24 protein-coding genes are annotated in these 23,766 nt (G+C 40.9%); 18 read left to right on the top strand and 6 right to left on the bottom strand.

Features of this window, described 5'->3' with window-relative positions; translation table 11 throughout:
* Nucleotides 1–78 precede the first annotated feature (78 nt).
* The 5 genes from LVD17_RS02410 (at nucleotide 79) to LVD17_RS02390 (ending at nucleotide 7,227) form a co-directional block, all read left to right on the top strand.
* A complete protein-coding gene (locus LVD17_RS02410) occupies nucleotides 79–2,658 on the top strand; it encodes a TonB-dependent receptor (RefSeq protein WP_233764532.1) in 2,580 nt (859 codons plus the stop codon).
* Nucleotides 2,659–3,052: 394 nt separating this feature from the next.
* A complete protein-coding gene (locus LVD17_RS02405; protein WP_233764531.1) occupies nucleotides 3,053–4,375 on the top strand; it encodes an ammonium transporter in 1,323 nt (440 codons plus the stop codon).
* 104 nt (nucleotides 4,376–4,479) lie between these two features.
* Nucleotides 4,480–5,628 carry a porin gene (locus LVD17_RS02400; RefSeq protein ID WP_233764529.1) on the top strand — a complete coding sequence of 383 codons (1,149 nt, stop codon included), beginning with the start codon at nucleotides 4,480–4,482 and terminating at the stop codon, nucleotides 5,626–5,628.
* 8 nt (nucleotides 5,629–5,636) lie between these two features.
* Nucleotides 5,637–6,176: a hypothetical protein gene (locus LVD17_RS02395; RefSeq protein WP_233764527.1), complete on the top strand. Its 540-nt coding sequence runs from the start codon at nucleotides 5,637–5,639 to the stop codon at nucleotides 6,174–6,176.
* 22 nt (nucleotides 6,177–6,198) lie between these two features.
* The gene (locus LVD17_RS02390; RefSeq protein WP_233764525.1) at nucleotides 6,199–7,227 is read left to right on the top strand and encodes a glutamine synthetase beta-grasp domain-containing protein; all 1,029 of its coding nucleotides are present in this window, start codon (nucleotides 6,199–6,201) and stop codon (nucleotides 7,225–7,227) included.
* Nucleotides 7,228–7,272: 45 nt separating this feature from the next.
* Here LVD17_RS02390 and LVD17_RS02385 read toward each other — a convergent pair whose 3' ends face one another.
* Nucleotides 7,273–7,563 (bottom strand): sll1863 family stress response protein, encoded by a 291-nt coding sequence (locus tag LVD17_RS02385; protein ID WP_233764523.1) that lies wholly within the window; start codon nucleotides 7,561–7,563, stop codon nucleotides 7,273–7,275.
* A gap of 67 nt (nucleotides 7,564–7,630) precedes the next feature.
* Here LVD17_RS02385 and LVD17_RS02380 point away from each other — a divergent pair, with 67 nt between their 5' ends.
* The 8 genes from LVD17_RS02380 to LVD17_RS02345 all read left to right on the top strand — a co-directional run bounded on the left by LVD17_RS02380 (nucleotide 7,631) and on the right by LVD17_RS02345 (nucleotide 14,764).
* On the top strand, nucleotides 7,631–8,317 hold the full coding sequence (locus tag LVD17_RS02380) for a hypothetical protein (protein ID WP_233764522.1): 687 nt from the start codon (nucleotides 7,631–7,633) through the stop codon (nucleotides 8,315–8,317).
* A gap of 274 nt (nucleotides 8,318–8,591) precedes the next feature.
* A complete protein-coding gene (gene cmk / locus LVD17_RS02375) occupies nucleotides 8,592–9,299 on the top strand; it encodes a (d)CMP kinase (protein WP_233764521.1) in 708 nt (235 codons plus the stop codon).
* Between the two features lie 109 nt (nucleotides 9,300–9,408).
* Nucleotides 9,409–10,773, top strand: coding sequence for a Na(+)-translocating NADH-quinone reductase subunit A (locus LVD17_RS02370; RefSeq protein WP_233764520.1), 1,365 nt, complete (start codon nucleotides 9,409–9,411; stop codon nucleotides 10,771–10,773).
* Nucleotides 10,774–10,798: 25 nt separating this feature from the next.
* Nucleotides 10,799–12,004, top strand: coding sequence for an NADH:ubiquinone reductase (Na(+)-transporting) subunit B (locus LVD17_RS02365; protein ID WP_233764519.1), 1,206 nt, complete (start codon nucleotides 10,799–10,801; stop codon nucleotides 12,002–12,004).
* A gap of 28 nt (nucleotides 12,005–12,032) precedes the next feature.
* Nucleotides 12,033–12,752: an NADH:ubiquinone reductase (Na(+)-transporting) subunit C gene (gene nqrC / locus LVD17_RS02360; RefSeq protein ID WP_233764518.1), complete on the top strand. Its 720-nt coding sequence runs from the start codon at nucleotides 12,033–12,035 to the stop codon at nucleotides 12,750–12,752.
* A gap of 41 nt (nucleotides 12,753–12,793) precedes the next feature.
* Nucleotides 12,794–13,471, top strand: a complete 678-nt coding sequence (locus LVD17_RS02355) for an NADH:ubiquinone reductase (Na(+)-transporting) subunit D (RefSeq protein WP_233764517.1) — start codon at nucleotides 12,794–12,796, stop codon at nucleotides 13,469–13,471.
* 13 nt (nucleotides 13,472–13,484) lie between these two features.
* On the top strand, nucleotides 13,485–14,096 hold the full coding sequence (gene nqrE / locus LVD17_RS02350; protein ID WP_233764516.1) for an NADH:ubiquinone reductase (Na(+)-transporting) subunit E: 612 nt from the start codon (nucleotides 13,485–13,487) through the stop codon (nucleotides 14,094–14,096).
* Between the two features lie 80 nt (nucleotides 14,097–14,176).
* The gene (locus tag LVD17_RS02345) at nucleotides 14,177–14,764 is read left to right on the top strand and encodes a DUF502 domain-containing protein (protein ID WP_233764515.1); all 588 of its coding nucleotides are present in this window, start codon (nucleotides 14,177–14,179) and stop codon (nucleotides 14,762–14,764) included.
* A 35-nt stretch (nucleotides 14,765–14,799) separates the two neighbouring features.
* Here the strand turns inward: LVD17_RS02345 and mnmA are convergent, their stop codons facing one another.
* Both mnmA and LVD17_RS02335 read right to left on the bottom strand, forming a co-directional pair.
* Entirely contained in the window at nucleotides 14,800–15,999 is a 1,200-nt protein-coding gene (mnmA, locus tag LVD17_RS02340) for a tRNA 2-thiouridine(34) synthase MnmA (RefSeq protein ID WP_233764514.1), read from the bottom strand.
* Between the two features lie 516 nt (nucleotides 16,000–16,515).
* Nucleotides 16,516–16,803 (bottom strand): hypothetical protein, encoded by a 288-nt coding sequence (locus LVD17_RS02335; protein ID WP_233764513.1) that lies wholly within the window; start codon nucleotides 16,801–16,803, stop codon nucleotides 16,516–16,518.
* Between the two features lie 385 nt (nucleotides 16,804–17,188).
* Between LVD17_RS02335 and LVD17_RS02330 the strand changes: the two genes are divergently transcribed.
* Entirely contained in the window at nucleotides 17,189–18,262 is a 1,074-nt protein-coding gene (locus LVD17_RS02330) for a PAS domain-containing sensor histidine kinase (RefSeq protein ID WP_233764512.1), read from the top strand.
* Between the two features lie 10 nt (nucleotides 18,263–18,272).
* On the opposite strand, the gene LVD17_RS02325 is transcribed toward LVD17_RS02330, so the two are convergent.
* The gene (locus LVD17_RS02325; protein ID WP_233764510.1) at nucleotides 18,273–19,370 is read right to left on the bottom strand and encodes an AI-2E family transporter; all 1,098 of its coding nucleotides are present in this window, start codon (nucleotides 19,368–19,370) and stop codon (nucleotides 18,273–18,275) included.
* Between the two features lie 60 nt (nucleotides 19,371–19,430).
* On the opposite strand from LVD17_RS02325, the gene LVD17_RS02320 reads away from it, so the two are divergent.
* Complete coding sequence (locus LVD17_RS02320; protein ID WP_233764509.1) at nucleotides 19,431–19,823, top strand: hypothetical protein; 393 nt, start codon at nucleotides 19,431–19,433, stop codon at nucleotides 19,821–19,823.
* Between the two features lie 56 nt (nucleotides 19,824–19,879).
* Here the strand turns inward: LVD17_RS02320 and LVD17_RS02315 are convergent, their stop codons facing one another.
* Both LVD17_RS02315 and LVD17_RS02310 read right to left on the bottom strand, forming a co-directional pair.
* Nucleotides 19,880–20,020, bottom strand: a complete 141-nt coding sequence (locus LVD17_RS02315; RefSeq protein ID WP_233764508.1) for a pinensin family lanthipeptide — start codon at nucleotides 20,018–20,020, stop codon at nucleotides 19,880–19,882.
* A gap of 80 nt (nucleotides 20,021–20,100) precedes the next feature.
* Complete coding sequence (locus LVD17_RS02310) at nucleotides 20,101–20,271, bottom strand: pinensin family lanthipeptide (RefSeq protein WP_233764507.1); 171 nt, start codon at nucleotides 20,269–20,271, stop codon at nucleotides 20,101–20,103.
* Between the two features lie 470 nt (nucleotides 20,272–20,741).
* Here LVD17_RS02310 and LVD17_RS02305 point away from each other — a divergent pair, with 470 nt between their 5' ends.
* The 3 genes from LVD17_RS02305 to rsmH all read left to right on the top strand — a co-directional run bounded on the left by LVD17_RS02305 (nucleotide 20,742) and on the right by rsmH (nucleotide 23,765).
* On the top strand, nucleotides 20,742–21,935 hold the full coding sequence (locus LVD17_RS02305; RefSeq protein WP_233764506.1) for a CaiB/BaiF CoA transferase family protein: 1,194 nt from the start codon (nucleotides 20,742–20,744) through the stop codon (nucleotides 21,933–21,935).
* 379 nt (nucleotides 21,936–22,314) lie between these two features.
* Entirely contained in the window at nucleotides 22,315–22,758 is a 444-nt protein-coding gene (gene mraZ / locus LVD17_RS02300) for a division/cell wall cluster transcriptional repressor MraZ (protein ID WP_233764505.1), read from the top strand.
* A gap of 89 nt (nucleotides 22,759–22,847) precedes the next feature.
* Nucleotides 22,848–23,765: a 16S rRNA (cytosine(1402)-N(4))-methyltransferase RsmH gene (rsmH, locus tag LVD17_RS02295; RefSeq protein ID WP_233764504.1), complete on the top strand. Its 918-nt coding sequence runs from the start codon at nucleotides 22,848–22,850 to the stop codon at nucleotides 23,763–23,765.
* Nucleotide 23,766 lies beyond the last annotated feature (1 nt).

The raw sequence follows: 23,766 nt of genomic DNA, 5'->3' as shown, positions 1-23,766 counted from the left end.
GGTCAATGTCTTATTTGTTTCATTCTATTGCTATATTGTAATAGTTTTCCGAGTCAGTAAATCCTAAATCAAATAAGTATGACAACACAACTACACAAATGTATTATGGTTATCCTGTTATCTTTTGGGATAATCGGTATGTCCTGTGCACAGTTTTCAGTTAGTGGCATAGTAAAGGATATTGAAGGAGAGCCTTTAGTTGGGGTGAATATAGTGGAGAAAGGAACCGGAAACGGAACCATTACTGATCTGAATGGTAAATACGCACTTCAGGCCGGCTCTGATCAGGCAGTACTGCAATTCAGCTTTATAGGATTTGATACTGAGGAGGTTTTTATTGACGGTAAATCTATAGTTGATGTCGTAATGCTACCGAATCTGACACAACTTATGGAAATTGAGATTGTAGGCTCAAGAAGCCTAAACAGGTCAGCCACTGAAACCCCAGTGCCTGTTGATATCATTCCCTTGTCGGAGGTGGCAACTACCTCAGGGCAGCTTGATGTAAATCAAATGCTTCAGTATGTGGCGCCATCATATAATGCCAATCGACAGTCGGGAGCGGATGGTAGTGATCACATCGATCCGGCAACCATTAGGGGATTAGGACCGGATCAGACTTTGGTTCTTGTTAATGGTAAAAGACGACACCAGTCATCACTCATCAATATTTTCGGTACACGAGGCAGAGGCAATACGGGAACTGACCTGAATGCTATACCCGTTTCTGCCATTGACAGAATTGAAATATTGCGAGACGGAGCCAGTGCACAGTATGGCTCAGATGCCATTGCCGGCGTGCTCAATATTGTACTTAAATCCAGTGTGGGGAAGTTCACTGGCTGGGTTAACTCAGGGGTGCGAAAAGAGGGCGACGGAGAAATGGTGCAGGTAAATGGCAATTACGGATTCGAAACGGGTAACGGAGGTTTTGTAAATGTAACGCTGGATTACCTGCATAAAGGGAGAACAAACCGTCCTGCTGACCCTGTGGTGTATGATGTCTACCGCCGTAAATTTGGCGATGCTGAATCAGATAATTTTGGTGCGTATTTCAATGCAGAGATGCCGCTAAAAGGAGAAACTAAATTTTATGCATTTGGGGGATATAACTTCAGAGACACGGATGCCTATGCCTGGACCCGTGGTGCCGATGAAGATCGAAATGTTCAGGCCATTTACCCTAATGGTTTCGACCCTCATATTTTGTCTAATATTAGCGATAAGTCAGTTTCTGCAGGAATAAAGACGGATGCCAATGGATGGAAGATCGACTTTAATAATACTTACGGGCAAAACATATTTCACTATTATGTAGATGGTACACTCAATGCCTCATTGTTGGAGAAATCACCCACTTATTTTGATGCAGGTGGGTTTAAACTGGCCCAAAATACCACTGGTCTTCACTTTTCGAAATATAATGAGTATATGCTGGCAGGATCCAATATTGCCTTTGGGGCAGAGTATAGAGTAGAGAATTATCAGATTTTTGCCGGAGAAGAGGCATCTTGGAAAAATTATGGCATAATTGATACGGTAATCAATAATATGGTAGTGCCATGGGATGCGCTTCAGAGGCCCGGTGGATCGCAGGGTTTTCCCGGATTCAGGCCTGATAATGAGGTTGACGAATTCAGGACAAATATTGCCGGGTATATTGATTTTGAAGTGGATTTCACCAGCAGATTTATGCTCGCAACTGCTGTACGTGGAGAGCGGTACAGTGATTTCGGAACTACGATTAACGGGAAGCTGGCTTCCAGGTTTGCTCTCTCAGACAGGTTTGCCATAAGAGGGTCGGTGAGTACAGGTTTTAGGGCGCCGTCACTAGCTCAGATCTATTTTAACTCTGTATTTACCGATTTTGTTTCCGGTGTTGCTGTAGATAAGATCATAGCCCAGAATAACAGCCCTATCACACGAGCGCTAGGTATACCACCATTGAAACAGGAGAGGGCATTGAATTTTAGTGCGGGATTTACTGCAGAGCCTGTCTCCAGATTGACACTTACGGTAGATGGGTATTTTGTGGATATACAAGACAGGATAGTTTTAACGGGAGCATTTGAAGATACAGACCCGGAAATAGGATCGGAACTGCAAGCTCTCAATGTGGGAGCAGCTCAGTTTTTTACCAATGCGGTGGATACCAGGACGACTGGTGTTGATATTATTGTTCAGTATTCGACCAGGATGGGGCGGGGTGATCTGAAAGCTACCATGGCTGCAAATTTTAATGATATGTCTATTGAAGATATAAAAACAAATCAGAAGCTGGCCGGGAAAGAGGACATTTACTTTGGGGAAAGAGAGCAATATTTTTTATTAGCTTCTGCGCCGGATAGTAAGATCAACCTTACATTGGATTATACAATAGATAAATTCAATATTAACCTCCGGCTGGTGCGTTTTGATGAAGTGATTCTCATCGACTGGCTGGGCACCAAGGATGTGTATGAGGCGAAGATATCTACGGATCTTGCTTTGGGTTATAAGTTTACCGATAATATCAGGCTGATCGTAGGAGGCTCTAATATACTGGATGAGCTCCCGACCAGGCAGGATACCGAAACAGAAACAGGAGGATTGTGGGACCCCGTACAAATGGGCTTTAATGGAGCATTCTATTTTGCCAAGCTCGGGTTTACCTTTTGATAGTAAATTTTTTAGAATGCAAAAAAGAGGCTGCCATAACGGTGGCCTTTTTATTTTACCTCTTTCTGGAATTTAATTTTATAAATTATTTATAGGCTTTTTTCTGTATAGCTTAAGAGGTGTCTGAAAATTTCCAGAGTTGGTAAAATTTTCAGTCATAATTATAATGTTTTTTAAATTTTTGATTTAAAATGACCCTATGTTTAAATATTTATTAACAATAACGTTTGCAGGTGGGTTAAAAAATACCCTGTATATTGAATATACATGCTAAATTTTACATTTAATGGGTAAAAAATAAGCTATCTAACTTCATAATCTCGATATTTTGTTTTTCATTTGGCTTTACGATTCAAACTTTTGATTGCAAATCATTAAATACAAACCTGTTATTATGGAGAAGTTCTTTTTGAGCGAATTACCTTTGGCTGTCAGGGAAAGTGCCCTGGAAGCCACTGCCAGTGCCGACAGTATTGATCTTAGTCTTGTCGCAGAAGGCCTTTTTACGGCCAACAATATTTGGATGATGATGGCTACTGCCCTGGTATTTATTATGCACCTGGGCTTTGCCGGTGTCGAAGCTGGCTTTAGCCAGTCTAAAAACACGGTTAATATCCTTTTTAAAAACACGCTTACTCCTGTTATTGGTATTCTTACTTACTACATTATAGGGTTCAACCTGATGTACCCCGGTTTTGAAACCCCCGGGTGGTTCTCTTTTGGAGGCTTCTTTCTTGACCTGCCTTCGAATGGTAACACTTCTGATTATGCAAGTGGGGGTTATACCTACTGGACAGATTTTTTGTTTCAGGCTATGTTTGCAGCAACTGCAGCAACCATCGTTTCGGGGGCAGTGGCTGAACGTATAAAAATATCTTCCTACATCACCTTTACATTATTGTTTGTAGGTATTGTGTACCCGATCATCGGAAGCTGGAAATGGGGTGGTGGTGCACTTCATGCAGCTGGTTTCTATGATTTTGCCGGTTCTACCCTGGTTCATTCAGTTGGAGGATGGGGAGCTTTGGCTGGTATTATGTTATTGGGGCCTCGCATAGGAAAATATGTTGATGGAAAAGTAATTGATAAACCAGGATCAAGTGTGCCTCTGGCCACCATAGGTGTTTTTCTTTTATGGCTGGGCTGGTTCGGTTTCAATGGGGGCTCAGTGCTGTCGGCCGATCCGGGTAAAGTGTCTTTTGTATTGGTTACAACCAGTTTGGGCGCATGTACCGGCGCACTGGGAGGTCTCCTGGCCGGGTATTTCGTTTTCAAAAGACTGGATTTTGGTATGGTTCTTAACGGCCTGCTTGCAGGTTTGGTAGGAATAACTGCTGGTGCGGATGTGATCAGTCCGGGTTGGGCGCTGGTAGTAGGTTTTGTGGCAGGAATACTGGTAGTACTTTCAGCTATTACTCTCGATAAACTAAAGCTTGATGACTGCGTAGGGGCAGTATCCGTTCACCTTGTATGTGGTGTATGGGGAACACTGGCTGTAGGTATTTTTGGAGTAACGGCTGAGGGTACTCCTATGCCCTTCCTGCCTCAGCTCTATGGAGTAGCGGTGTGTGGTGCTACAGCTTTTGCCTCTGCTTTTATCATCTTTTTCGTGCTGAAGAAACTTTTTGGTATACGGGTTTCCGAACAACATGAAATAGAAGGGCTTGATAGTCACGAACATGGTATACGAGGTTATACCATTGTATATGACGAATAGGCTATAAAAAATAAGAAGCCCTTCTGAAAGAAAATCTCACCTTTCTCCCAGAATTAACGGGCTTCTATCAGTTAACGCAATTATTAACTTAACCCAAAAGTAAGATGAAAAAGTCATTTACGCTATTTACTATGTTACTTTATTTCACTGTTTTACCGGTATTTGCTCAGGACGAAGAGGAGAAGAGCGGAGAGTTCTCTCTGTCAGGTTCCATTGATGTTTACTATAGGGCTAACCTCAACGCTAAAAATAGCGGAGAGAATTACCAGGCACCAGGTACATCATTTGGTAATTTACCCGGATTCAGTCTTGGAATGGTAAATTTTATTGGTTCTTATCAGGCTGAAAAAGGTGGCTTTGTGGCTGACCTTGCATTTGGTCCCAGAGGTGAAGATGCTGTTTTTGCATCACCATACTATAATTCTGAGAGAGGGAGTTCGCAAATCATCAACCAACTCTATGCCTACTGGAACGTAAATGAGGCGTTGACACTCACCTTAGGTAATTTCAATACATTTTTGGGTTACGAAGTAATATCGCCCGCTGCCAACTTCAATTACTCTACTTCATATATGTTCTCCTATGGTCCGTTTTCACACACCGGCTTAAAAGCGGATCTGCAAGTGTCAGATGATTTTTCGCTAATGGCCTCTGTTATGAATCCAACGGACCTTACTGAATTTAACCCTGTTGGTACATATACTGCAGGTCTTCAGGTCGGCTTATTCGGAAGTACTTATATTAATTTTCTCTATGGTGATCAGGATGGTAAACTGGATGAAGATGAGGCGTCTGCCGATGATTATTCAGCAGGCAGTACCTTCCAGGCTGACATCACTACCGGAGTAGAAGTATCGGACGCTTTCTTTCTTGGCTTTAATGCTACATACAATACCACCAGTGTAGGTGAACTCTACAATGGGAGTGATGTGGTCGATGCGGATGGCGACGGTGCGGGCTTTTACGGAGCCGCCGCCTACTTGCAATTAAAGACGTCTGAGACTTTCGCAATAGGCACAAGAGTAGAATATTTTAAAGTATATAATAATGGACTTGAAGTGATCACTCTTGATCCTGATGGAGATGGTAGTGTGCTTGACATCACACTTTCGGCCAATGCCAGGGTCGGTAACCTGACCATTATCCCGGAATTGCGGTTCGACACGTCCTCTGAAGATTCTTTCTTAGATAGGGACCTTGAGCCGAACGGAAGCCTGGCATCATTTCTTCTGGCAGCAGTTTATACCTTTTAAAATAGCTGATGAGCGTACTGATTCACATATTGATACTTAACAATTTATTGCTGTCTGTTGAAATGTTGGGCACTCCGGTAAAACCGGAGTTTCCAGCGTTTTATGAGAAGATAGTACCCTGCATTGGTCATGGGCGTGAAGCTATTTACCAAGGGGTTGTAGAATATTTTGATGAGCAGGGGAGCTCTAAGGATGTGGATTCTATTACCCTTCTCATTTCGAACGCCAAACTCCGTATCTACAGTCGCATACTTGGGGAGGTCAAAAAGCCTGTCGGTGAGGCCACTTTCCAAATACGTGTGGATGTAAAAGATGAAAAATTCAGGCTGATCATTTATGACCCATGGTTCAGAGCCTTTGTTAGAGACAGGTATGGAAAACTGGTATCTGATGACAAGGCCGAGCAGGTGACCGATGAGAATTTTAAACACAGAGTTTCACTTTTTAAAAAGATAGAAACTCAATTACAAGCTTATATAAATGACTCAGGACAGAAAATAAGAGAGGGGATGGTTGAAGATGAATTGTATAATATAACTAATTGGTAATAATTGTAAATGTTTTAAAACTATGGCAAAAACTAAACTCGAGTATGTATGGCTGGATGGTTATAAGCCAACCCAGTGTTTAAGAAGTAAGACAAAAATAGTCTCTGATTTTGATGGGACCCTTGAATCATGCCCTATGTGGTCATTCGATGGTAGTTCAACCCAGCAGGCAGAAGGAAATTCATCAGACTGTTTGCTCAAGCCGGTTGCCATTTTCCCGGATCCGGGAAGAAAGAATGCCTATCTGGTAATGACAGAAGTGCTTAACCCTGATAAAACTCCCCATATTAGTAATGGACGCGCACTTATCGATGACGATGACAACGATTTCTGGTTCGGATTTGAGCAGGAGTATTTCCTGTGGAATCCCGATACTAACTTGCCTTTAGGTTTTCCTACCGGTGGGTATCCACGTCCGCAGGGCCCTTACTACTGTTCCGTAGGTTCTAATAATGCGTATGGAAGAGAAATAGTTGAAGAGCACCTTGATCTGTGTCTGGAGGCAGGTATTAATGTAGAAGGTATTAACGCTGAAGTGGCTACCGGTCAGTGGGAATTCCAGGTATTTGCCAAAGGTGCTGCCGCAGCCGGTGATCAAATCTGGATCGCCAGATACCTGTTGGAAAGAACAGCTGAGAAATACGGTTTGTCAATCAACTGGCATCCAAAGCCGTTGAAAGGAGACTGGAATGGTTCAGGTATGCATGCCAACTTCTCCAACAGTATCCTGCGCACAGCTGGTTCTAAAGATGTTTATGATATGGTTTGCGAATCATTTGGTCCCAGGGTAAAAGAACATATAGAGGTATATGGCGCAGATAACGACCAACGCCTTACTGGTGCACATGAAACCCAGTCTATCGATAAATTCAGCTATGGAGTTTCTGATCGTGGTGCCTCAATCAGAATACCCATCGGAACTGTTGAGAACGGATGGAAAGGTTGGCTTGAAGACAGACGCCCGGCTTCTAATGGAGATCCATACAAAATTGCCGCCAGGATTATTAAAACTGTAAAAACAGCCGAAGTAGCTGTTGAAGCGGCTATATAATTTCAACCTGTGAATTAAGTGTGCCCTGATAAGGGAAGAGAGCTGTCAGGCTTTCTTCCCTGTCTTTTTGAAAATAGCCTCAAAAGCATTTTTTAATTCCTGACCAGCCTTTTCCAGGTTGGTTTCTGCTTCCTCCCAACGGTCTTTGTGAGTTTCTTTAAAATTTTTAAATTCCCCTTTTAAGGTTTCTGCATTTCGTTTTAGCTCTTCTATTCTATCCGCATAATCAACCTTTGCCTGGTCCTTTGCCACTTTCAGGTCTTCTATGAGCTCGTCTATTTTCTTGCCGATATCCTGAAATAAGTGCTCGGCTTTGCCCTGATTTTGATCTTTCATTATACCATTTTGTTTATTTATTGTTAATTACGTATAAATTAAAAGTTAGTTTATAAATACAATGTATATGAAGCATCACCAGAACCCTATGGAGCATATTGCAGAGCTGTTGGAAACCAAGGCCTGCGTCAAACAAGAGACTTACAGGAATCTGCAAGATGTATTTAGGGCACTGATGACAGAGGCGGATAATGTGATCAGGGAAGTCGATAAGAAAATTAAGAAACGGGATAAGGATGTCACCTTTGAGGTCACCAGTATCAGCGATAATGAATTCCACCTGAAAGTAGCCGGTGATTTGCTTATTTTCTTTATGCACAGTAATATCATTACGCTCGATAAGAAGCATAGCCTGAACAAAAGTAAGTACGTAATGGACAACCCTATGCGAAAATACCTGGGACAGATCAATGTCTACAATTTTATGGCAGACTCCCTGAAGTACAACAGGATAAATGATCCTGGCTATCTTATTTCAAGGTTATTTATTAACAGTGAGAAGCATTTTCTGATCGAAGGTGATGGTCAGCTGAACTATATGTTTGAGGATGTTTCCTCTCAACCTGTTACCCCTACCGATATTAGTGTTTTTATCCAGATGGTTATTTCACAGGCTATTGATTCTGATCTGATCACCTCACCTTTTCCAGCAATAAGAACTATTACCCTGAGTCAGAAGAATGAAAAATCCCAGGCACTGGGAGGTGGGTACAAGATCGGTTTTCAAATGTCATACCAGCAGGATATCAAATGATACAAATAGTTGATCTGTTATTCTAAAACCAACCATTTATATGCGAGCATAAATTATTTGACGATGGGGCTTACTTTATGTTATTCTTCCTTCAATCTCAGCGTTAAAGGTTTATCTTTGTGATAAATTAATTGTGAAAATGTTGTTACGAAAGTTATTGATATTGTTGGTAAGTGTGATTCTGGTGGCGGGGTGTGCATCATCAAAAAAGCGGAACGGCAAAATTAAACCGGGTAAGCCGATACCATGCCCGATGAAGGATTGCTAATAGAACATGAAGAAAATTGTTATAGCTATTGACGGTTACTCTGCCTGTGGGAAAAGCACAACAGCCAAAGCCGTGGCCGCTGTTTTAGGGTACACTTATATTGATACCGGAGCCATGTATCGTGCTATTACCCTTTACTTTCACCAAAACCATGTGAGCCTTACCAATAAAAAAGACGTGGTGAAGGCTCTTGAGAATATTGATATTACCTTTCATAAAAATGAGAAAACGGGACTAGCGGAGACATTTCTTAACGGACTTAATGTGGAAAGCGAGATCAGGAAAATGTATGTTTCGGAGAATGTAAGTCAGGTAAGCTGTTTGGTAGAGGTAAGAAAGGCTATGGTAGCACAACAGAGAAAACTGGGAAAGAAGAAGGGCGTGGTTATGGATGGCAGAGATATAGGTACTGTGGTTTTTCCTGATGCTGAGCTCAAAGTGTTTATGGAAGCGGACATCTATGTGCGGGCAGGAAGACGACAAGAAGAGCTGTTAGAAAATGGCCAACTTGTGGATTTGAGCAAAATAATTGAGAATCTGAAAAAGCGTGATCATATTGATAGCACACGGGAGGAAAGCCCATTGCGGAAGGCCGACGATGCACTTGTATTGGATACAACATTCCTTACCCTTGAAGAGCAGGTAGATGAAGTTATAAATCAGGCTTTAAGCAAAATATTGAATGATAAAAGGGAATCAGTGGATGCTGAATAACCGCCTTAATAATTATTTGTTTTAAATTATAGTCTGAGATTTTAATTGTAGGAAAAATTGTTAATTTTGCCTCGATTTTAATGATAAGATTTGAATCTTAAAGTAAAGCATGTCTAAATTCATCAAGCTAAAAAAAGGGTTTGATATCAACCTGGCGGGCAAGGCTGAGAAGAAGATCGTAGAAGTTGAACAACCAGAAACTTTCGCGTACAAGCCTTCAAGTTTTCACGGTATTTTAAGGCCGAAACTAAAAGTAAAGGAAGGGGACACTGTAAAAGCAGGTACACCTATACTTTTTGATAAAAAAAATGACAAAGTTCTACATGTTGCGCCGGTTAGCGGTGAGATCGTGGAGATCAGAAGAGGTGAAAAAAGAAAACTTCTTGAGGTTGTCATTTTGGCCGATAAAACCATCGAATACGAAGCATTCGAGAAACATACCGTATCAGATATCAATGGTTTATCCAGGGAAAACATAGTCGACCAGATGCTTGGTGGCGGTGTTTGGCCCAACCTTGTTCAAAGACCATACGGTGTTATTGCGGATCCTTCCGAAACGCCAAAATCTATTTTCATTTCTGCTTTCGATACTCATCCTTTGGCTCCTGATTATGATCTGATCTTTAAAGGTCAGGAACAGTATTTTCAGGCAGGTATTGATATCTTGAAAAAGCTGACGCCAGGTGCAGTGCATGTTAATGTCAATGCTGATGCGGAAGTATCACCAATGTTTGCACATATAAAGAATGTGGAACTGAATAAATTTTCAGGTCCGCATCCTGCAGGTAACGTTGGTGTTCAAATCCATCACCTTGATCCTATTAATAAAGGTGATGTTGTTTGGACGATCAATCCTTTTGGGGTAATTCAGATCGGTAAGCTCTTTCTTGAAGGCAAATACGATGCTTCAAGAATAATTGCCGTAGCCGGTTCAGAAGTGAAGAGCCCGCAGTATTACAAAACATATACCGGAGCATCTATTAAGAGATTTGTAGAAGGTAATCTCAAAAATGACCACGTAAGATTTGTTTCAGGCAATGCGCTGACAGGTAGAAGGGTTGCAGCTGATGGCCATTTGGGCTTTTTTGATAACCTGCTTACAGTACTGCCTGAGGGTGATAAATATGAGCTTTTCGGATGGATCAAGCCGACTACTCAAAAACTGAGTTTTCAGAGAGCGTTTGGCCTTTTCTCGTTCCTGTTCCCTAATAAAGAATATGCACTCGATACCAATGTTAAAGGTGAACCACGTGCTTTCGTACAAACAGGAATATTTGAAAAAGTAACTCCTATGGATATATTACCCACATATCTTCTGAAAGCTATTCTGGCTGAAGATTTTGATGATATGGAATCTCTGGGAATATATGAGATTATCGAGGAGGATCTTGCACTATGTGAATTTATAGATGTATCCAAGCATGATATACAAGATATAGTTCGTGAAGGCCTGGACTTAATACGGTATAGTTAATCCATAAAGATATAAGAGCGATAAAATGAAGTTTTTAAGAGAAGCACTTGATAAAGTAAAACCTCACTTCGAGAAAGGCGGAAAGTGGGAAAAGTTTTACTATATATATGAGGCTCATGATACATTGCTGTTTGCTCCTAACCACACTACCAATTCAAAAGGAGTGCAGATTAGGGATGCGATGGATATGAAGCGTTTGATGATGACAGTAATCATAGCAATGATCCCCTGCTTGCTGTTCGGTATATACAATGTGGGATATCAACATTTTCTAGCCATCGGTCAACCTGAGGCGGGTTTTGGAGACATCGTTTTAGTAGGACTGATACAGGTTATCCCGATCCTGGTTGTTTCTTATGCGGCTGGTTTGGGTACTGAATTTACATTTTCTGTAATCAGACAGCACCCCATCAATGAGGGCTTTCTGGTCACTGGTATGCTGATTCCATTAGTTATGCCCCCGGATATTCCGCTATGGCAGGTAGCATTGGCTACAATATTTGCGGTAGTCATTGCCAAGGAAGCTTTCGGAGGAACAGGTATGAATATACTTAACGTTGCGCTTACAGCCAGAGCATTTTTATATTTTGCATACCCTAGTCAGATATCTGGCGATGTATGGACTTACATTGGTGGTGCAAATAAAGCTATTGAAGGTTTTACAGGAGCAACTCCATTATCTATTGGTGCTGAAACAGTAGAGAATGGCAAAAGCGTAGTCGCATCTTTAAGTGCATATGGCAGTGGGTGGGCTGATGGAATTTATGAGTTCTCAAATATGTTCTTTGGCTTCATGCCGGGTTCAATAGGGGAGACCTCAACACTTATGTGTTTAATCGGAGCACTTATTCTCATATTTACCGGGGTAGGAAGCTGGAAAGTTATGATTAGTGTTATAGCGGGAGCTTTTGGAATGGGACTATTGCTGAACGGACTGGCTGTAAATGAGTTTATGGCGATGCCTGCGCATTACCACCTTGTCATTGGTGGATTGGCATTTGGTACAGTTTATATGGCAACAGATCCTGTTACGGCCTCACAGACAGAAACCGGAAAATGGATATATGGTTTAATGATTGGGATGCTGACAGTTGTTATCAGGGTCTTTAACCCGGCATACCCTGAAGGAATCATGCTTGCAATACTATTTATGAACGTATTTGCACCACTTATTGATCACTATGTAGTAATAGCTAATAAGAAAAGGAGGTTACAACGTGCGACAGTCTAACGGATACATTATATTATTTACAGCAATTATGACTATCATAGTTGGAGGATTGCTGTCTTTGGCTTCACAAGGTCTGGCACCAGCACAAAAGAAGTCAATTGAGCTGGATACCAAGAGTTCTATTCTGTCTTCTGTGATGGACAGAGAGGAATTAAAGAAAATGAAGCCTAATGAAGTACTTGAAATGTACGATAAGAGGATAGCTTCTTTAGTTGTTAACATCAACGGTGAGATTGTAGAGAAAAATGAAAAGGGAGAGCCTATCGTTGCAGAGGAGATCAGTATATTGAAAAACTATAAGAAGAAGCCCGAAAACAGACTTTATCCTGTTTTTAAATATATGAATGCTGAAAATCCCGAAAAGGTGGATTCATATATCCTTCCGCTCTACGGATCAGGACTTTGGGACAAGATATGGGGCTATGTGGCATTGAACCAGGAGCTGAGTACTATTGTTGGTGTGTCCTATGATCATAAGCAGGAAACACCTGGCTTGGGCGCCAGAATAGGGACGCCTGAAATACAAAACAGGTACGTTGGCAAAGAGATCTATGATGAACAAGGTAATCTGGTTTCTGTTACTATGGTTAAGGGGGAAGGAAATGCCGGGTTAGATTCACATCACGTAGATGGAATGTCGGGAGCTACATTGACAGGAAAAGGAGTTAATGTGATGTTGAAAAATTACCTTAATTATTATCAATCTTATTTTAAGAAAGTAAAATCTGGCTCAGTTGCTGCACTTTAAAGTTGTAGTAAGAGACATTTAGAAACAGATACTATAATATTATGAGTACTGAAACTTTAGAGCAAAAGAAGGAAGAAGTCGTTCAGAAACCTGCTGAGGGCCTACTTTCCAAAAGAAGAAAAAGATTAATATCTGATCCGCTTAATGAGGATAACCCTATTACCGTACAGGTACTTGGAATCTGTTCTGCACTGGCGGTTACCGTAAAGATGGAACCTACCCTGATCATGGCTATAGCTGTGGTCTTTGTGGTGGTTTTCTCCAACCTTATTATTTCACTTTTAAGAAACCTCATTCCCAACAGGGTAAGGATCATTGTGCAGCTGGCCGTAATTGCGACATTAGTAACACTGGTAAGTGAGGTGCTGAAAGCATACAATTATGAAATGTATAAGATCCTGGGAGCTTTCGTAGGTCTGATTATTACTAACTGTATTGTGATGGGTAGACTGGAGGCATTTGCCATGGGGAATAAGCCCTATGATTCCATACTTGATGGATTAGGCAGTGGTTTCGGCTATGCATGGATCATTTTGACAGTGGCTTTCTTTAGAGAACTGTTCGGGTCGGGATCTATATTTGACTTTAAAATCTTCGAGGCAGTAGGCATTAGCAATTTTGCTACGAATGGATTAATGGTTGACTCCATTGGAGCATTTATGGTATTAGGTATTTTGATCTGGGTACAAAGATCTAAGACAGGTTACGTAGAACACTAAAAAGTATTTAGAAATGGAATTAGTAAGCTTAGGAATAAAATCCATCTTTATCGAGAACATGATCTTTGCCTATTTCTTAGGTATGTGTTCTTTCCTTGCAGTTTCTAAAAAGGTGTCTACGGCAGTGGGCCTCGGAGCTGCAGTTATATTTGTATTAACTATTACCGTGCCGGTTAACTGGTTGCTACAGGAGTACATATTAAAGGAAGGTGCCCTCTCATGGCTTGGAGCTGGTTTTACAGAAGTTAATCTGGAATTTCTGCAATTTATCATGTTTATTGCCATTATAGCTGCTATGGTTCAGCTGGTAGAGATGATCATTGAGAAATTCTCACCCTCTCTTTATGGTTCATTAGGTATATTTCTGCCTTTGATCGCTGTTAACTGTGCTATTCTGGGATCCTCATTATTCATGATCCAAAGAGATTATCTGCTTTCTGAAGCTACAGTATTTGGCTTTGGCTCTGGTATAGGCTGGATGTTGGCTATCGTGGCACTTGCTGCTATAAGAGAAAAACTGAAGTATTCTAATGTGCCTGCCGGATTGAAGGGTTTGGGTATCACCATGTTAATCACGGGATTAATGGGGATTGCATTCAAATCTTTTATTGGTATCGCTCTTTAAGAACAAAAAGATAACAATTATAGTTAAAAGGGTTTCTACTGGTTGGGAACCCTTTTTTTATATACTAACAACACTGAACTATGAGCAAGTTTACCTTTCATCGATTCATTAGCTATTTCTTTAGAGGCTTGTTGTTTGTAGTGCCTTTGGCACTTACTATTTACATCATCTATGAAACGCTTGAGTGGCTGGATGGGCTTATACCTGTTAATATACCTGGTTTAGGTTTAATAATAATTATTGTTAACATAACTTTTTTGGGATATCTCGCTTCTTTCTTTATTACGAGGCCTTTCTTTGATCAATTGGAGAGGTACCTGGTGAAAATACCCCTGGTTAATATTATTTACACCTCTATCAAGGACTTGATCGGAGCTTTTGTGGGCGAGCAAAAAAAGTTTAATGTGCCGGTCACGGTATCTATGACAGAAGACGGGTCGGTACTTAAAGTAGGGTTTATAACCCGTGATGACCTGGCGGAGATTGATCTTCCCGGATATATGTCGGTTTATCTGCCCCATTCCTATAACTTTTCAGGAAACCACTTTCTTGTTAAGAAGAGTCATGTTCGACCATTACATATGAACGGCACCAATGCCATGAAATTTGTGGTGTCAGGAGGCGTGTCGGGTTTGGAAGAGGAAAAGAAGAGGGACGCAGGATTATAGCGTCCCCAATACGTATTTTCTTGCTGGACAAAGCACTAACTAATTACGCCTGAACCTATAAGTTCATCTTCATGGTACCAGGCAGCAAATTGTCCTGATGCTATGGCTTTTTGAAGCTTGTCAAATATAATATACAAGCCTTCTTCTCTCATAAACAACGCTGCCGTTTCAAGGTCCTGACGATATCTTATGCGTACCTTGTAGGTGGTTTGCGAGTCGCCAGTACACATTGCCAGGTCCTCCCGTATCCAATGAATGTCTCCGGGTTTTATTAGTAAACCTTTTCTGTAAAGTCCCGGATGATCCTCTCCCTGCCCTGTGTAGATAATATTCTCGTTGGTATCCGTCTCAATAATAAACAGCGGCTTCGGTGTGCCTCCTATATTCAGACCTTTGCGCTGGCCTATCGTATAGTAATGTGCTCCGTTATGCTCACCCACTATTTTGCCATCATTGAGCTGATACTGATAGGTAGCACTCATCTTTTGGAGGATCTCAGGCGATGTTCCGTTAAGTTCCATTTGAGTTGCACTGTTTTTAAAAGTACTGGCCTCTGCCGGAACCTCTACCACTACACCTTTTTTGGGCTCTAACTTCTGCTGAAGAAACTCAGGAAGTCGAACTTTGCCTATAAAACATAACCCCTGGCTGTCTTTTTTGTCCGCGGTGATGAGGTCTTGCTCTTTGGCTATCCTTCTTACCTCCGACTTTTGAAGCTCACCTATGGGAAACAGTGCTTTGGATAACTGATCCTGAGTGAGCTGGCAAAGAAAGTAGCTTTGGTCTTTATTAGGATCCTTGCCTGCAAGCAGTTGATAAATTGTTTTTCCACCATCCTCGGTCACTCCTTTTCTACAATAATGTCCGGTGGCAATATAATCTGCTTTTAAACGCATTGCAGCCTTTAAGAATATGTCAAATTTGATCTCTCTGTTGCAGAGCACATCCGGATTGGGTGTTCTTCCTTTCTGGTATTCGTCAAACATGTAATCAACGATACGCTTTTTGTACTCCTCGCTAAGATCGATGGCCTGAAAAGGAATACCTAATTTTTGGGCAACGATCATCGCATCATTACTATCCTCAAGCCATGGACACTCCTTACTTATGGTTACACTGTCATCATGCCAGTTTTTCATGAACATTCCTATGACGTCATAACCTTGCTCTTTTAACAAGTAAGCGGCAACACTGCTATCCACACCGCCCGACATACCTACTACTACTCTTTTCATCTTGCAAAGTTATACGTTTAGGTTTAAAAACCGTTGCTTCTATTATCGTAAGCAATGCGAAGTTCGAAAAGTTCAGGTCGTGGAGTCCAGGCAAAGTAAGTGTAAACAGGGAATTGGTGCTGTTAATTAAATTGTGGATACTGAAAGTTTGTGGAGCAAGCAGATCGGAAAATGAAACTTACAAGTGAGGCTGACCATTGAAAATCAAAACAGCGTTCATCTCTGTGTTACCCTTGTTTGCCAACTTGCTGTAGACAGCTGTCTGCCAAACACTGAAGTCGAAAAGCTAATGTTCCCGGAGATTAGGCTTGATTCCTTATTTCCTCATTAAGGGATTAATTATAGTTGCGAGTATAAGCCTGTAAGATGTGGTAGGGGCGCCGGATTTTACATCAGGTGATTTAAGATTACCTAACCCTAACCCCACTCTACCCATTGCTGAGAGAGTGAGATAGGATCAGGAAACTTACAAACAAACTATAAACCAAATTCGATTAATATCGGTCGAGACAATCTTTAATTATCTTTATCTATTTCATGTATTATTTCTTCTACCATCTCCAGAAAAACCATGACACGATGCTCGCTGCTCAAATAGAGATTCTTCATTTGACGGATAGCATAATCGTTCATAATAAAATGATTGAGGAAGAAATTGACTTTACTATCATTGGAGTTCAGTCCCCGGTACTCTTCACGTTGAGAAGGGCTATTAAGAATATACCGAACCTTCTCCATCAGGAAATTATCAGAAAGCATCAGCCTTTCCTGTTCTCCTGCTCCCATTTTCGATTTAGTCATCATCTTTAACCCGATTCATCTTTATTGTTGGCTTGAAGAAGCAAAAAAAACATGAATTGGAAAAACGCGACAAATCGTTTTGACAAGCTTTATATTAGGTAAAATTCACCAATTTTATAGGTAAAATTACCTAATCTGTAAAATGCCGGATCCCTCTGATCCTGTCCTTTGGCCTTTTTTGAAAAAAGGAGCTAAAAAGTACATCCGTTACAAAAGTATTTGAATTTTTATTTTCTTATACTTAGAAAATCTAAAGAGTAAATAACACGGAAGTTCTTAATAGAGAGATGCTTACTTGTTAAGAAAGCTCCAAAAACTTACACATTGTAATCTATGGTTTAGTAAATACTTATATTCTTGCTCATGGAGGAGTGATAAACTAAAACTTGTGAGTAGTTGGCGATTAAATAAAGTCTTTTTTGAACATACCTCTGATACAATAGCCATTGCTAATAACAGAGGAAAAATACTCTATGTCAACCCGTCTTTTGAGCGTGTTTCTGGATACGAGAGGGCTGAAATTGAGGGTAAGCCGATAGATACAATTCATTCAGATGAAACTTTTTCAAATGCTTATTGGGAGAATGTAAAAGAGCTTGATGAAAGCAAAAATATTTTTCGAAAGGTTTTTGTTAATAGAAAGAGAAACGGCAATTACTTTTATCTGGATACTAAAATCATACTTTATAACTCATCCGCTGCAAAAACCAGGAACTATATTTTAATAGGAACGGATATTACAAATGTGCTGGAGCAAACACAGCGGATCGGCCTGTTAGAAGTGGAGTTGCAAAAATCAAATCAAACACTTGATACCCTGCTATACAAGTCATCGCATGACCTCCGGGCTCCGATTACAACCATCCAGGGATTACTTAACCTGGCCAGAACAGATGTGAATGATGACAAGCTTCTCAACTATCTGGATATGATTGTTCAAAGCACCTCCAGGCTCGATTCACTTTTGGTGGACCTCAGAAAGCTGTCATGGATTCATGCCAATCGGTTTTCAGTGCAGGAGATTAACTTTGAGGAGCTTGTACGAAGTATCCTGGAAGACCTGTCACGTTTTATACCTGTAAGTGAGATTAATATCGTAGTTGACGTAAAGGTTAAAAAGAAACATTTTTACAGCAAATACCTTATTAACAGAATATTACGCAACTTAATAGATAATGCCTGCCGCTATCGCTACGACAGGAATACTGAGAAGCATATGGTGGTAATAGGCATTGAGGAAGTGGACAGTGAATTGCATTTTTTTATTCAGGACAATGGCAGAGGTATTAAGGAAGAAGCTCAGGAGAGACTTTTTGAAATGTTTTATAAGGCGGAAGCCGTTTCAAACCGGAACGGGCTGGGCTTACATATAGCAAGGGCCGCAGTTGAAAAGCTGAAAGGGCGGATAGAACTTTCAAGTGCTTACAATAAGGGGACAAAAGTTAAGGTCACTTTGCCTTAAAGGGGCTAGTTCATTCCTGTTGATCTTCTGCAGTAGCAGGCACAGGAGAAGAAGGTTGCTCGGTGCGGCTGCCCATAAGCCTGACAAGTAGCTGAGCATCCGGTAATTGAGAAAGTATCACCTTGGTCAGTACCAATAGTGGTACCGAAAGGATCATGCCCGTAATACCCCATAGATACCCCCAAAAAACCAGACCGAGTATTACCACAATAGTATTAAGTGAAAGGCTTGAGCCAGTGATCCTCGGCTCAACCACATTACCCATTATTATTTGAACAGCCATCAAAAGGATTATGAGAAGGCCAACCATGCCTATTGAAGAAAATTGGATCAGGCCGAATAACAATGGAGGGATGGTCGCAATAATGGAGCCCACGGTTGGAATAAAGTTGAGAAGAAAGGCAAGAAAACCCCAAAAGAAGGAAAACTTAATGCCGAAAGCCCAGCAAATGATAAAATAGCCTAAGCCGGTGAGAAAACTGACGAAAAACTTAACTTTCATATAAGTGACTATTGAAGACTTTACCTGCTCGAAGCCTTTCAGCATACTTTTATCATTGTCTGTAGAGCCTTCTTCGAGGTAATGGATATACTGTTCGTACTTAAGTATGCCCCCGAGAAAACCGATTAGGTATATGGCTGTCATAAAAAATGTGCCTGTAAAATCGCCAAGAATTCCTGCAAATTGCCCCGAAGATTTTATCAGCCAGTCGTAGCTCATAACACCTGAAATGATGTCAACCAGATCTCTGGATTGAATCTCAATGCCAGGCAGGTTATTGATCCACACCAGTGCCTCATCAAGTTTGATACTTACCTGGTTAAGCAGATACTCCTTCTGCCTTATTATGTTTACGCCAGTTCTGTAAAACAACATCCCCAGCAGCCATAAAACTCCCAGACTGCTAACTGAAACCACCGTAAGGCTTAAGGGAAAAGGCCATCTTTTACTTTCAAACCAGGATAGAACCGGTTGCAGTAATATGGCAATGAAAAGTGCCAATGCCAGAGGGATTAGTAAAGATGATAGTATTGAAAGGAGATAAACGAATAAAAACGCCAGTAGCACGGATAAAATGTTCTTGATCTTCTTGATATCCTTCTCCATGAAGCGGTTTTTTATACTTGAAGCAAGAAAGATAACACTTTATTGATAATGATTGAATAAATGCAGAATTATATACATAAGAGGGGCGATATAGAGATTTATACATTGACCGCACACGTCATAATCATTCCTTATCTTTATAATATAAATGAGAAAGCTATGGAAGATCTTGCTGTTCGAAAAAACTCTTTGAAATTTATGGTTGAAGTCTCTTGCCGTCAGGATCAGGTTAAGTATGTAGTTACAAGATATATAGAGGCCAATCATGATTATGAAATGGATCATAATGCGTATTTGGCCAAACACGATATTGTGGAATATAAGGGTAAGTTATGTAATTGCCATCAGTTGATACATGGCACCGTTGATTTTTTGCAGCAAAAAATAGAGAACAGAGTGAACAGGGAGACTAGAAAACTACATTTGAAGCGGGATTTTTCATCAAAACTTTGAAGAATATAAAGTTGCCCTGCATACGCGATGCAAGGCAACTGAAAAACTGATTATATTTAAGCTTCGCACTCAGGGCCTACTAAAGTAGGCTCAAGGCAGGTTCCGCCTCTTAGCACATTTTGATTTTTAACCGAAGTCACGAAACTTTTAACTTGTAACGTTTTCAATGTGGCTTTTTGTTTTTTACTGTTTTTCATTGGTTTTAGCATTTAATTTGGTTTTTCCCTACTCTGTTTAATGTAAGGCTTTTCGGGTTATCGCCTTTTTTTGTCAAAAATTATGGAGTCCAGCACCAATTCACCGATTCAATACAAGTTTTAGGCTGGGTTTTGAAATAAGGGCAGTCCACGTTAAAGGTGGGTACTGCTCCGCCACGTACCTCTTTCATAGAGGTCACGAAGCTCTTCACTTTCAAGTCATTAATTTTAAGCTTTTTCTTATCTCTCATAATTGTTGAGTTTTGTGTTTTGCTAAATTAGGCGATACAAGAAGTTATGAGCTATGAGATTTCCTTATAAAATTACGCACATGATTTTATGGGCAAGTTTGACTTGTTATTTCAGTGTCAGTTAATTTGATAGGATGATTTTTTGAAAAATTGTAGTTTTAACTTGTTTAAACATCCTTTTTCCGTATGTAAGTTTTTGGGTGAAATATATATTTTCTTGGGATTATAATTGAAGTTCGGGTGAGCCGAGGCAGGATAGACTATATTGTTTGGGGTTGATAATTAGTCAATTGATGTTAATTATAAAGAATTCAACTCCCATTAATTCTTTATAAGAAATATGTGAGATTTTACTGTTAACATAAGTTTCTGCCATTAGAGGCTGGTATGAACTTCTGGAGAACTTTTAGTAGCAGTGGTGCTTCGGGGTTAAATTTTTGAATTACATTTGAAATTCAAATATAGCTTTTATGGAAAGTAGAAAATTGTTTTGCGGAGTGAGGGTTATAGAGCTGGCATCGGTGCTTGCAGGGCCAGGAGTAGGGCAATTTTTTGCAGAGCTTGGTGCTGACGTGATCAAAGTGGAAAACCCTGCAAGCCGGGGAGATGTTACGCGAACGTGGAAGCTTAAAGACGAGGCCGACGGAGATGTGTCGGCTTATTTTGCCAGTATTAACTGGGGTAAAAAGTCTATCGGCCTTGACATATCAGAAAAGGTAGGTCTTGAAATTTTATACAAATTAATATCAAAAGCGGATATTGTCATTGCCAGTTATAAGCCGGGTGATGCAGAAAAACTGGGGGTTGATTATCAGTCATTACGAAAAATAAAGAAAGACTTACTCTACGGGAAAATAACCGGTTATGGTAGCGATAACCCAAAGGTAGGCTATGATGCCATCATTCAGGCTGAAGCTGGTTTTATGTCCATGAATGGAGATCCGGATGGTAAGCCTGTCAAAATGCCGGTGGCACTAATGGATGTTCTTGCCGGTCATCATCTTAAGGAAGCTCTGCTTTTGGCGTATATCCACAGACTGAAAACCGGGGAGGGGAATGAAGTTTCGGTGTCATTAATAGAGGCAGCGGTAGCCTCACTTGTCAACCAGGGTACGAACTGGCTGATAGCCGGGAAAGTACCATCAAGGCAGGGGTCATCACACCCTAACATTGCCCCTTATGGGGATATTTTTACTTCAAAGGATCAGCGTGAAATAATACTTGCCGTTGGTACTGACAGGCAATTCTCTTCTCTTTGTAATTGCTTGGGGTTAAGTAATTTATGTTCCGATGAATTGTATAAAAATAATGCTGTGAGAGTCAGGAACAGGCAAGACCTTTTTGCACTTTTGCAAGCTGCAATTTCTACATACGAATCCAAAGAATTGATCCATGAGCTAAACAAGCTGAAGGTGCCTGTGGGTATAGTGCAAAGTGTTAATGAAGCTTTGGAAATGCCTGAAGTGAAATCTCTGATGCTTGAGGGCCACGCTGTACGTGGGATTGCTACCTTTGCAGGACATTTTCATAACGAAAAAGAAAAAAATCCCCACCTTTCCCCACCACCTCATTTTGGGGCCCAGACAAGGGAAATCCTTTCGGCTGAGTTACTCATGTCTGATGATGAAATTCAGAATTTACAAAATCTGTCCATCATAGCCTGAAGGTTGAGGCCCGTCGAAGGAGAAATGTAGGCTTTGACAGGTTTAATGCTCCACTTTTTGGGAATTATGGAAAATTTCTCCCACTTTCCCCCACCATTTTTTCTGTGTATGATTAATCAGATGTTGCAACTCCTTGCGGGATTTGAATTACGTTTTTTGCTTGAAAATCAAATATTTATGTTGTTTTATGAAGGTTTATTGTAGCCTGTGCAATATCTCGTAGTTGCTTTTCACGGGTGGGAAGTTATGGTTTTTATGGATAAATGCTACCTTCGCGTAAGAAAAAATGTAAAAAAGTGGTGGAAAGTGGTGAAAAGTGGTGGAAAATGTCAAATATTTTTCTATGTTTGTTTATTAGAATCAGAGCATTAGCACCACAATGGCATTTTTCACTAGTGAATATGAATGCAAGATCGACGCAAAGGGCAGGCTTGTACTGCCGGCAAAGATCAAAGCAAACTTACCAGAGTCGTCTGGTAACGAGCTCGTTGTGAGGCGTGGTTTTGAGCCTTGTCTGATTCTGTACCCCATGGTAGAATTCAAAAAGATCTACTCAAAAATTGCCGGGCTTAATGAATTCAATGAAGAATACAGAAAGCTTCAGCGTAATTTCTTCCGGGGTAGTTCTGTAGTTGAACTTGACAATACCGGTAGGTTTCTGATACCTAAACTGATGCTGAGCTATGCCGGATTAGGCAAAGATGCTGTGGTGGTCGGTATGGGTAATAAAGTGGAGATCTGGGACCCGGTGAAATATGAAGAACATCTGATCAGTGATCCGGGTGAGTTTTCAAAGCTTGCCCAGAAGTATCTGGATGAGTAGCGGTTGCTAAGAGGCGGGTTAATAGCCGGTTGCAAAATATAAATGCTAAGGTGGAAGGAAAGTAAGTTCCAAATGGTAAGTAAAGCTTAATGTCTGAATCTAACAGCAACTATCATAAGCCCGTGATGCTAAAAGAGTGCATCGAGGGGTTGGACATCAGGCCGGAGGGAGTTTATGTAGACCTGACCTTTGGTGGCGGAGGTCACTCCAGGGCCATACTGGAAAAATTAAATGGAGGCCATTTGTATGCATTTGATCAGGATCAGGATGCCAAGGCAAATGCAGAAAAAATAAATAATAGTTCTTTCACATTCATAGAGGGCAATTTCAGGTACCTGAAAAGATACCTGAAAATGTACGGAGTAAAAGCAGTTGATGGGGTTCTTGGAGATCTGGGAATTTCTTCACATCAGATTGATGACGCGAAAAGAGGTTTTTCAACACGGTTTGATGCGGAACTTGATATGCGTATGGATCAGTCGGCTACTAAAACTGCCCGTCAGGTGGTAAACGAGTACAGTGAGGAAGATCTGCATAGGATATTGGGCATGTACGGTGAGGTTCGTAACGCAAGAACACTGGCCAGGGCGATAGTTGCTGCTCGTATCAATGCTGAGATCAGAACCATTGAGGACTTGAAGAGGATTCTGAACAAATACGTGAAGCGAGGTAAGGAGAACAGGTATTATGCTCAGGTTTTTCAGGCCATAAGAATCGAGGTGAATGAAGAGTTGAAGGCACTGGAAGAGGTGTTGGAGCAAAGCAGTGAGCTGCTGGCCACTGAAGGGAGACTGGTGATCATGTCATACCATTCCCTTGAAGACAGGCTGGTGAAGAATTACATCATGAAGGGAAAAGTGAGCGGAGATGTGGAAAAGGATTTTTATGGCAACGTGATAAAGCCTTTGGAGGCAGTGACCAGGAAGCCGGTGACAGCTTCAGAAGATGAACTTAAAGAGAATAACAGGGCACGTAGTGCAAAATTAAGGATAGCAAAGAAATTGTAGA

Source organism: Fulvivirga ulvae, assembly GCF_021389975.1.
GTDB lineage: Bacteria > Bacteroidota > Bacteroidia > Cytophagales > Cyclobacteriaceae > Fulvivirga > Fulvivirga ulvae.
Note: the sequence above shows the minus strand (reverse complement) of the source record. Positions and strands in the feature narration are given on the sequence as shown.

Bases quoted from the DNA above. Each gene is read 5' to 3' on its own strand.
- LVD17_RS02410 (WP_233764532.1), top strand. From the start codon at position 79: ATGACAACACAACTACACAAATGTATTATGGTTATCCTGTTATCTTTT.
- LVD17_RS02405 (WP_233764531.1), top strand. From the start codon at position 3,053: ATGGAGAAGTTCTTTTTGAGCGAATTACCTTTGGCTGTCAGGGAAAGT.
- LVD17_RS02400 (WP_233764529.1), top strand. From the start codon at position 4,480: ATGAAAAAGTCATTTACGCTATTTACTATGTTACTTTATTTCACTGTT.
- LVD17_RS02395 (WP_233764527.1), top strand. From the start codon at position 5,637: ATGAGCGTACTGATTCACATATTGATACTTAACAATTTATTGCTGTCT.
- LVD17_RS02390 (WP_233764525.1), top strand. From the start codon at position 6,199: ATGGCAAAAACTAAACTCGAGTATGTATGGCTGGATGGTTATAAGCCA.
- LVD17_RS02385 (WP_233764523.1), bottom strand. From the start codon at position 7,563: ATGAAAGATCAAAATCAGGGCAAAGCCGAGCACTTATTTCAGGATATC.
- LVD17_RS02380 (WP_233764522.1), top strand. From the start codon at position 7,631: ATGAAGCATCACCAGAACCCTATGGAGCATATTGCAGAGCTGTTGGAA.
- cmk (WP_233764521.1), top strand. From the start codon at position 8,592: ATGAAGAAAATTGTTATAGCTATTGACGGTTACTCTGCCTGTGGGAAA.
- LVD17_RS02370 (WP_233764520.1), top strand. From the start codon at position 9,409: ATGTCTAAATTCATCAAGCTAAAAAAAGGGTTTGATATCAACCTGGCG.
- LVD17_RS02365 (WP_233764519.1), top strand. From the start codon at position 10,799: ATGAAGTTTTTAAGAGAAGCACTTGATAAAGTAAAACCTCACTTCGAG.
- nqrC (WP_233764518.1), top strand. From the start codon at position 12,033: ATGACTATCATAGTTGGAGGATTGCTGTCTTTGGCTTCACAAGGTCTG.
- LVD17_RS02355 (WP_233764517.1), top strand. From the start codon at position 12,794: ATGAGTACTGAAACTTTAGAGCAAAAGAAGGAAGAAGTCGTTCAGAAA.
- nqrE (WP_233764516.1), top strand. From the start codon at position 13,485: ATGGAATTAGTAAGCTTAGGAATAAAATCCATCTTTATCGAGAACATG.
- LVD17_RS02345 (WP_233764515.1), top strand. From the start codon at position 14,177: ATGAGCAAGTTTACCTTTCATCGATTCATTAGCTATTTCTTTAGAGGC.
- mnmA (WP_233764514.1), bottom strand. From the start codon at position 15,999: ATGAAAAGAGTAGTAGTAGGTATGTCGGGCGGTGTGGATAGCAGTGTT.
- LVD17_RS02335 (WP_233764513.1), bottom strand. From the start codon at position 16,803: ATGATGACTAAATCGAAAATGGGAGCAGGAGAACAGGAAAGGCTGATG.
- LVD17_RS02325 (WP_233764510.1), bottom strand. From the start codon at position 19,370: ATGGAGAAGGATATCAAGAAGATCAAGAACATTTTATCCGTGCTACTG.
- LVD17_RS02320 (WP_233764509.1), top strand. From the start codon at position 19,431: ATGCAGAATTATATACATAAGAGGGGCGATATAGAGATTTATACATTG.
- LVD17_RS02315 (WP_233764508.1), bottom strand. From the start codon at position 20,020: ATGAAAAACAGTAAAAAACAAAAAGCCACATTGAAAACGTTACAAGTT.
- LVD17_RS02310 (WP_233764507.1), bottom strand. From the start codon at position 20,271: ATGAGAGATAAGAAAAAGCTTAAAATTAATGACTTGAAAGTGAAGAGC.
- LVD17_RS02305 (WP_233764506.1), top strand. From the start codon at position 20,742: ATGGAAAGTAGAAAATTGTTTTGCGGAGTGAGGGTTATAGAGCTGGCA.
- mraZ (WP_233764505.1), top strand. From the start codon at position 22,315: ATGGCATTTTTCACTAGTGAATATGAATGCAAGATCGACGCAAAGGGC.
- rsmH (WP_233764504.1), top strand. From the start codon at position 22,848: ATGTCTGAATCTAACAGCAACTATCATAAGCCCGTGATGCTAAAAGAG.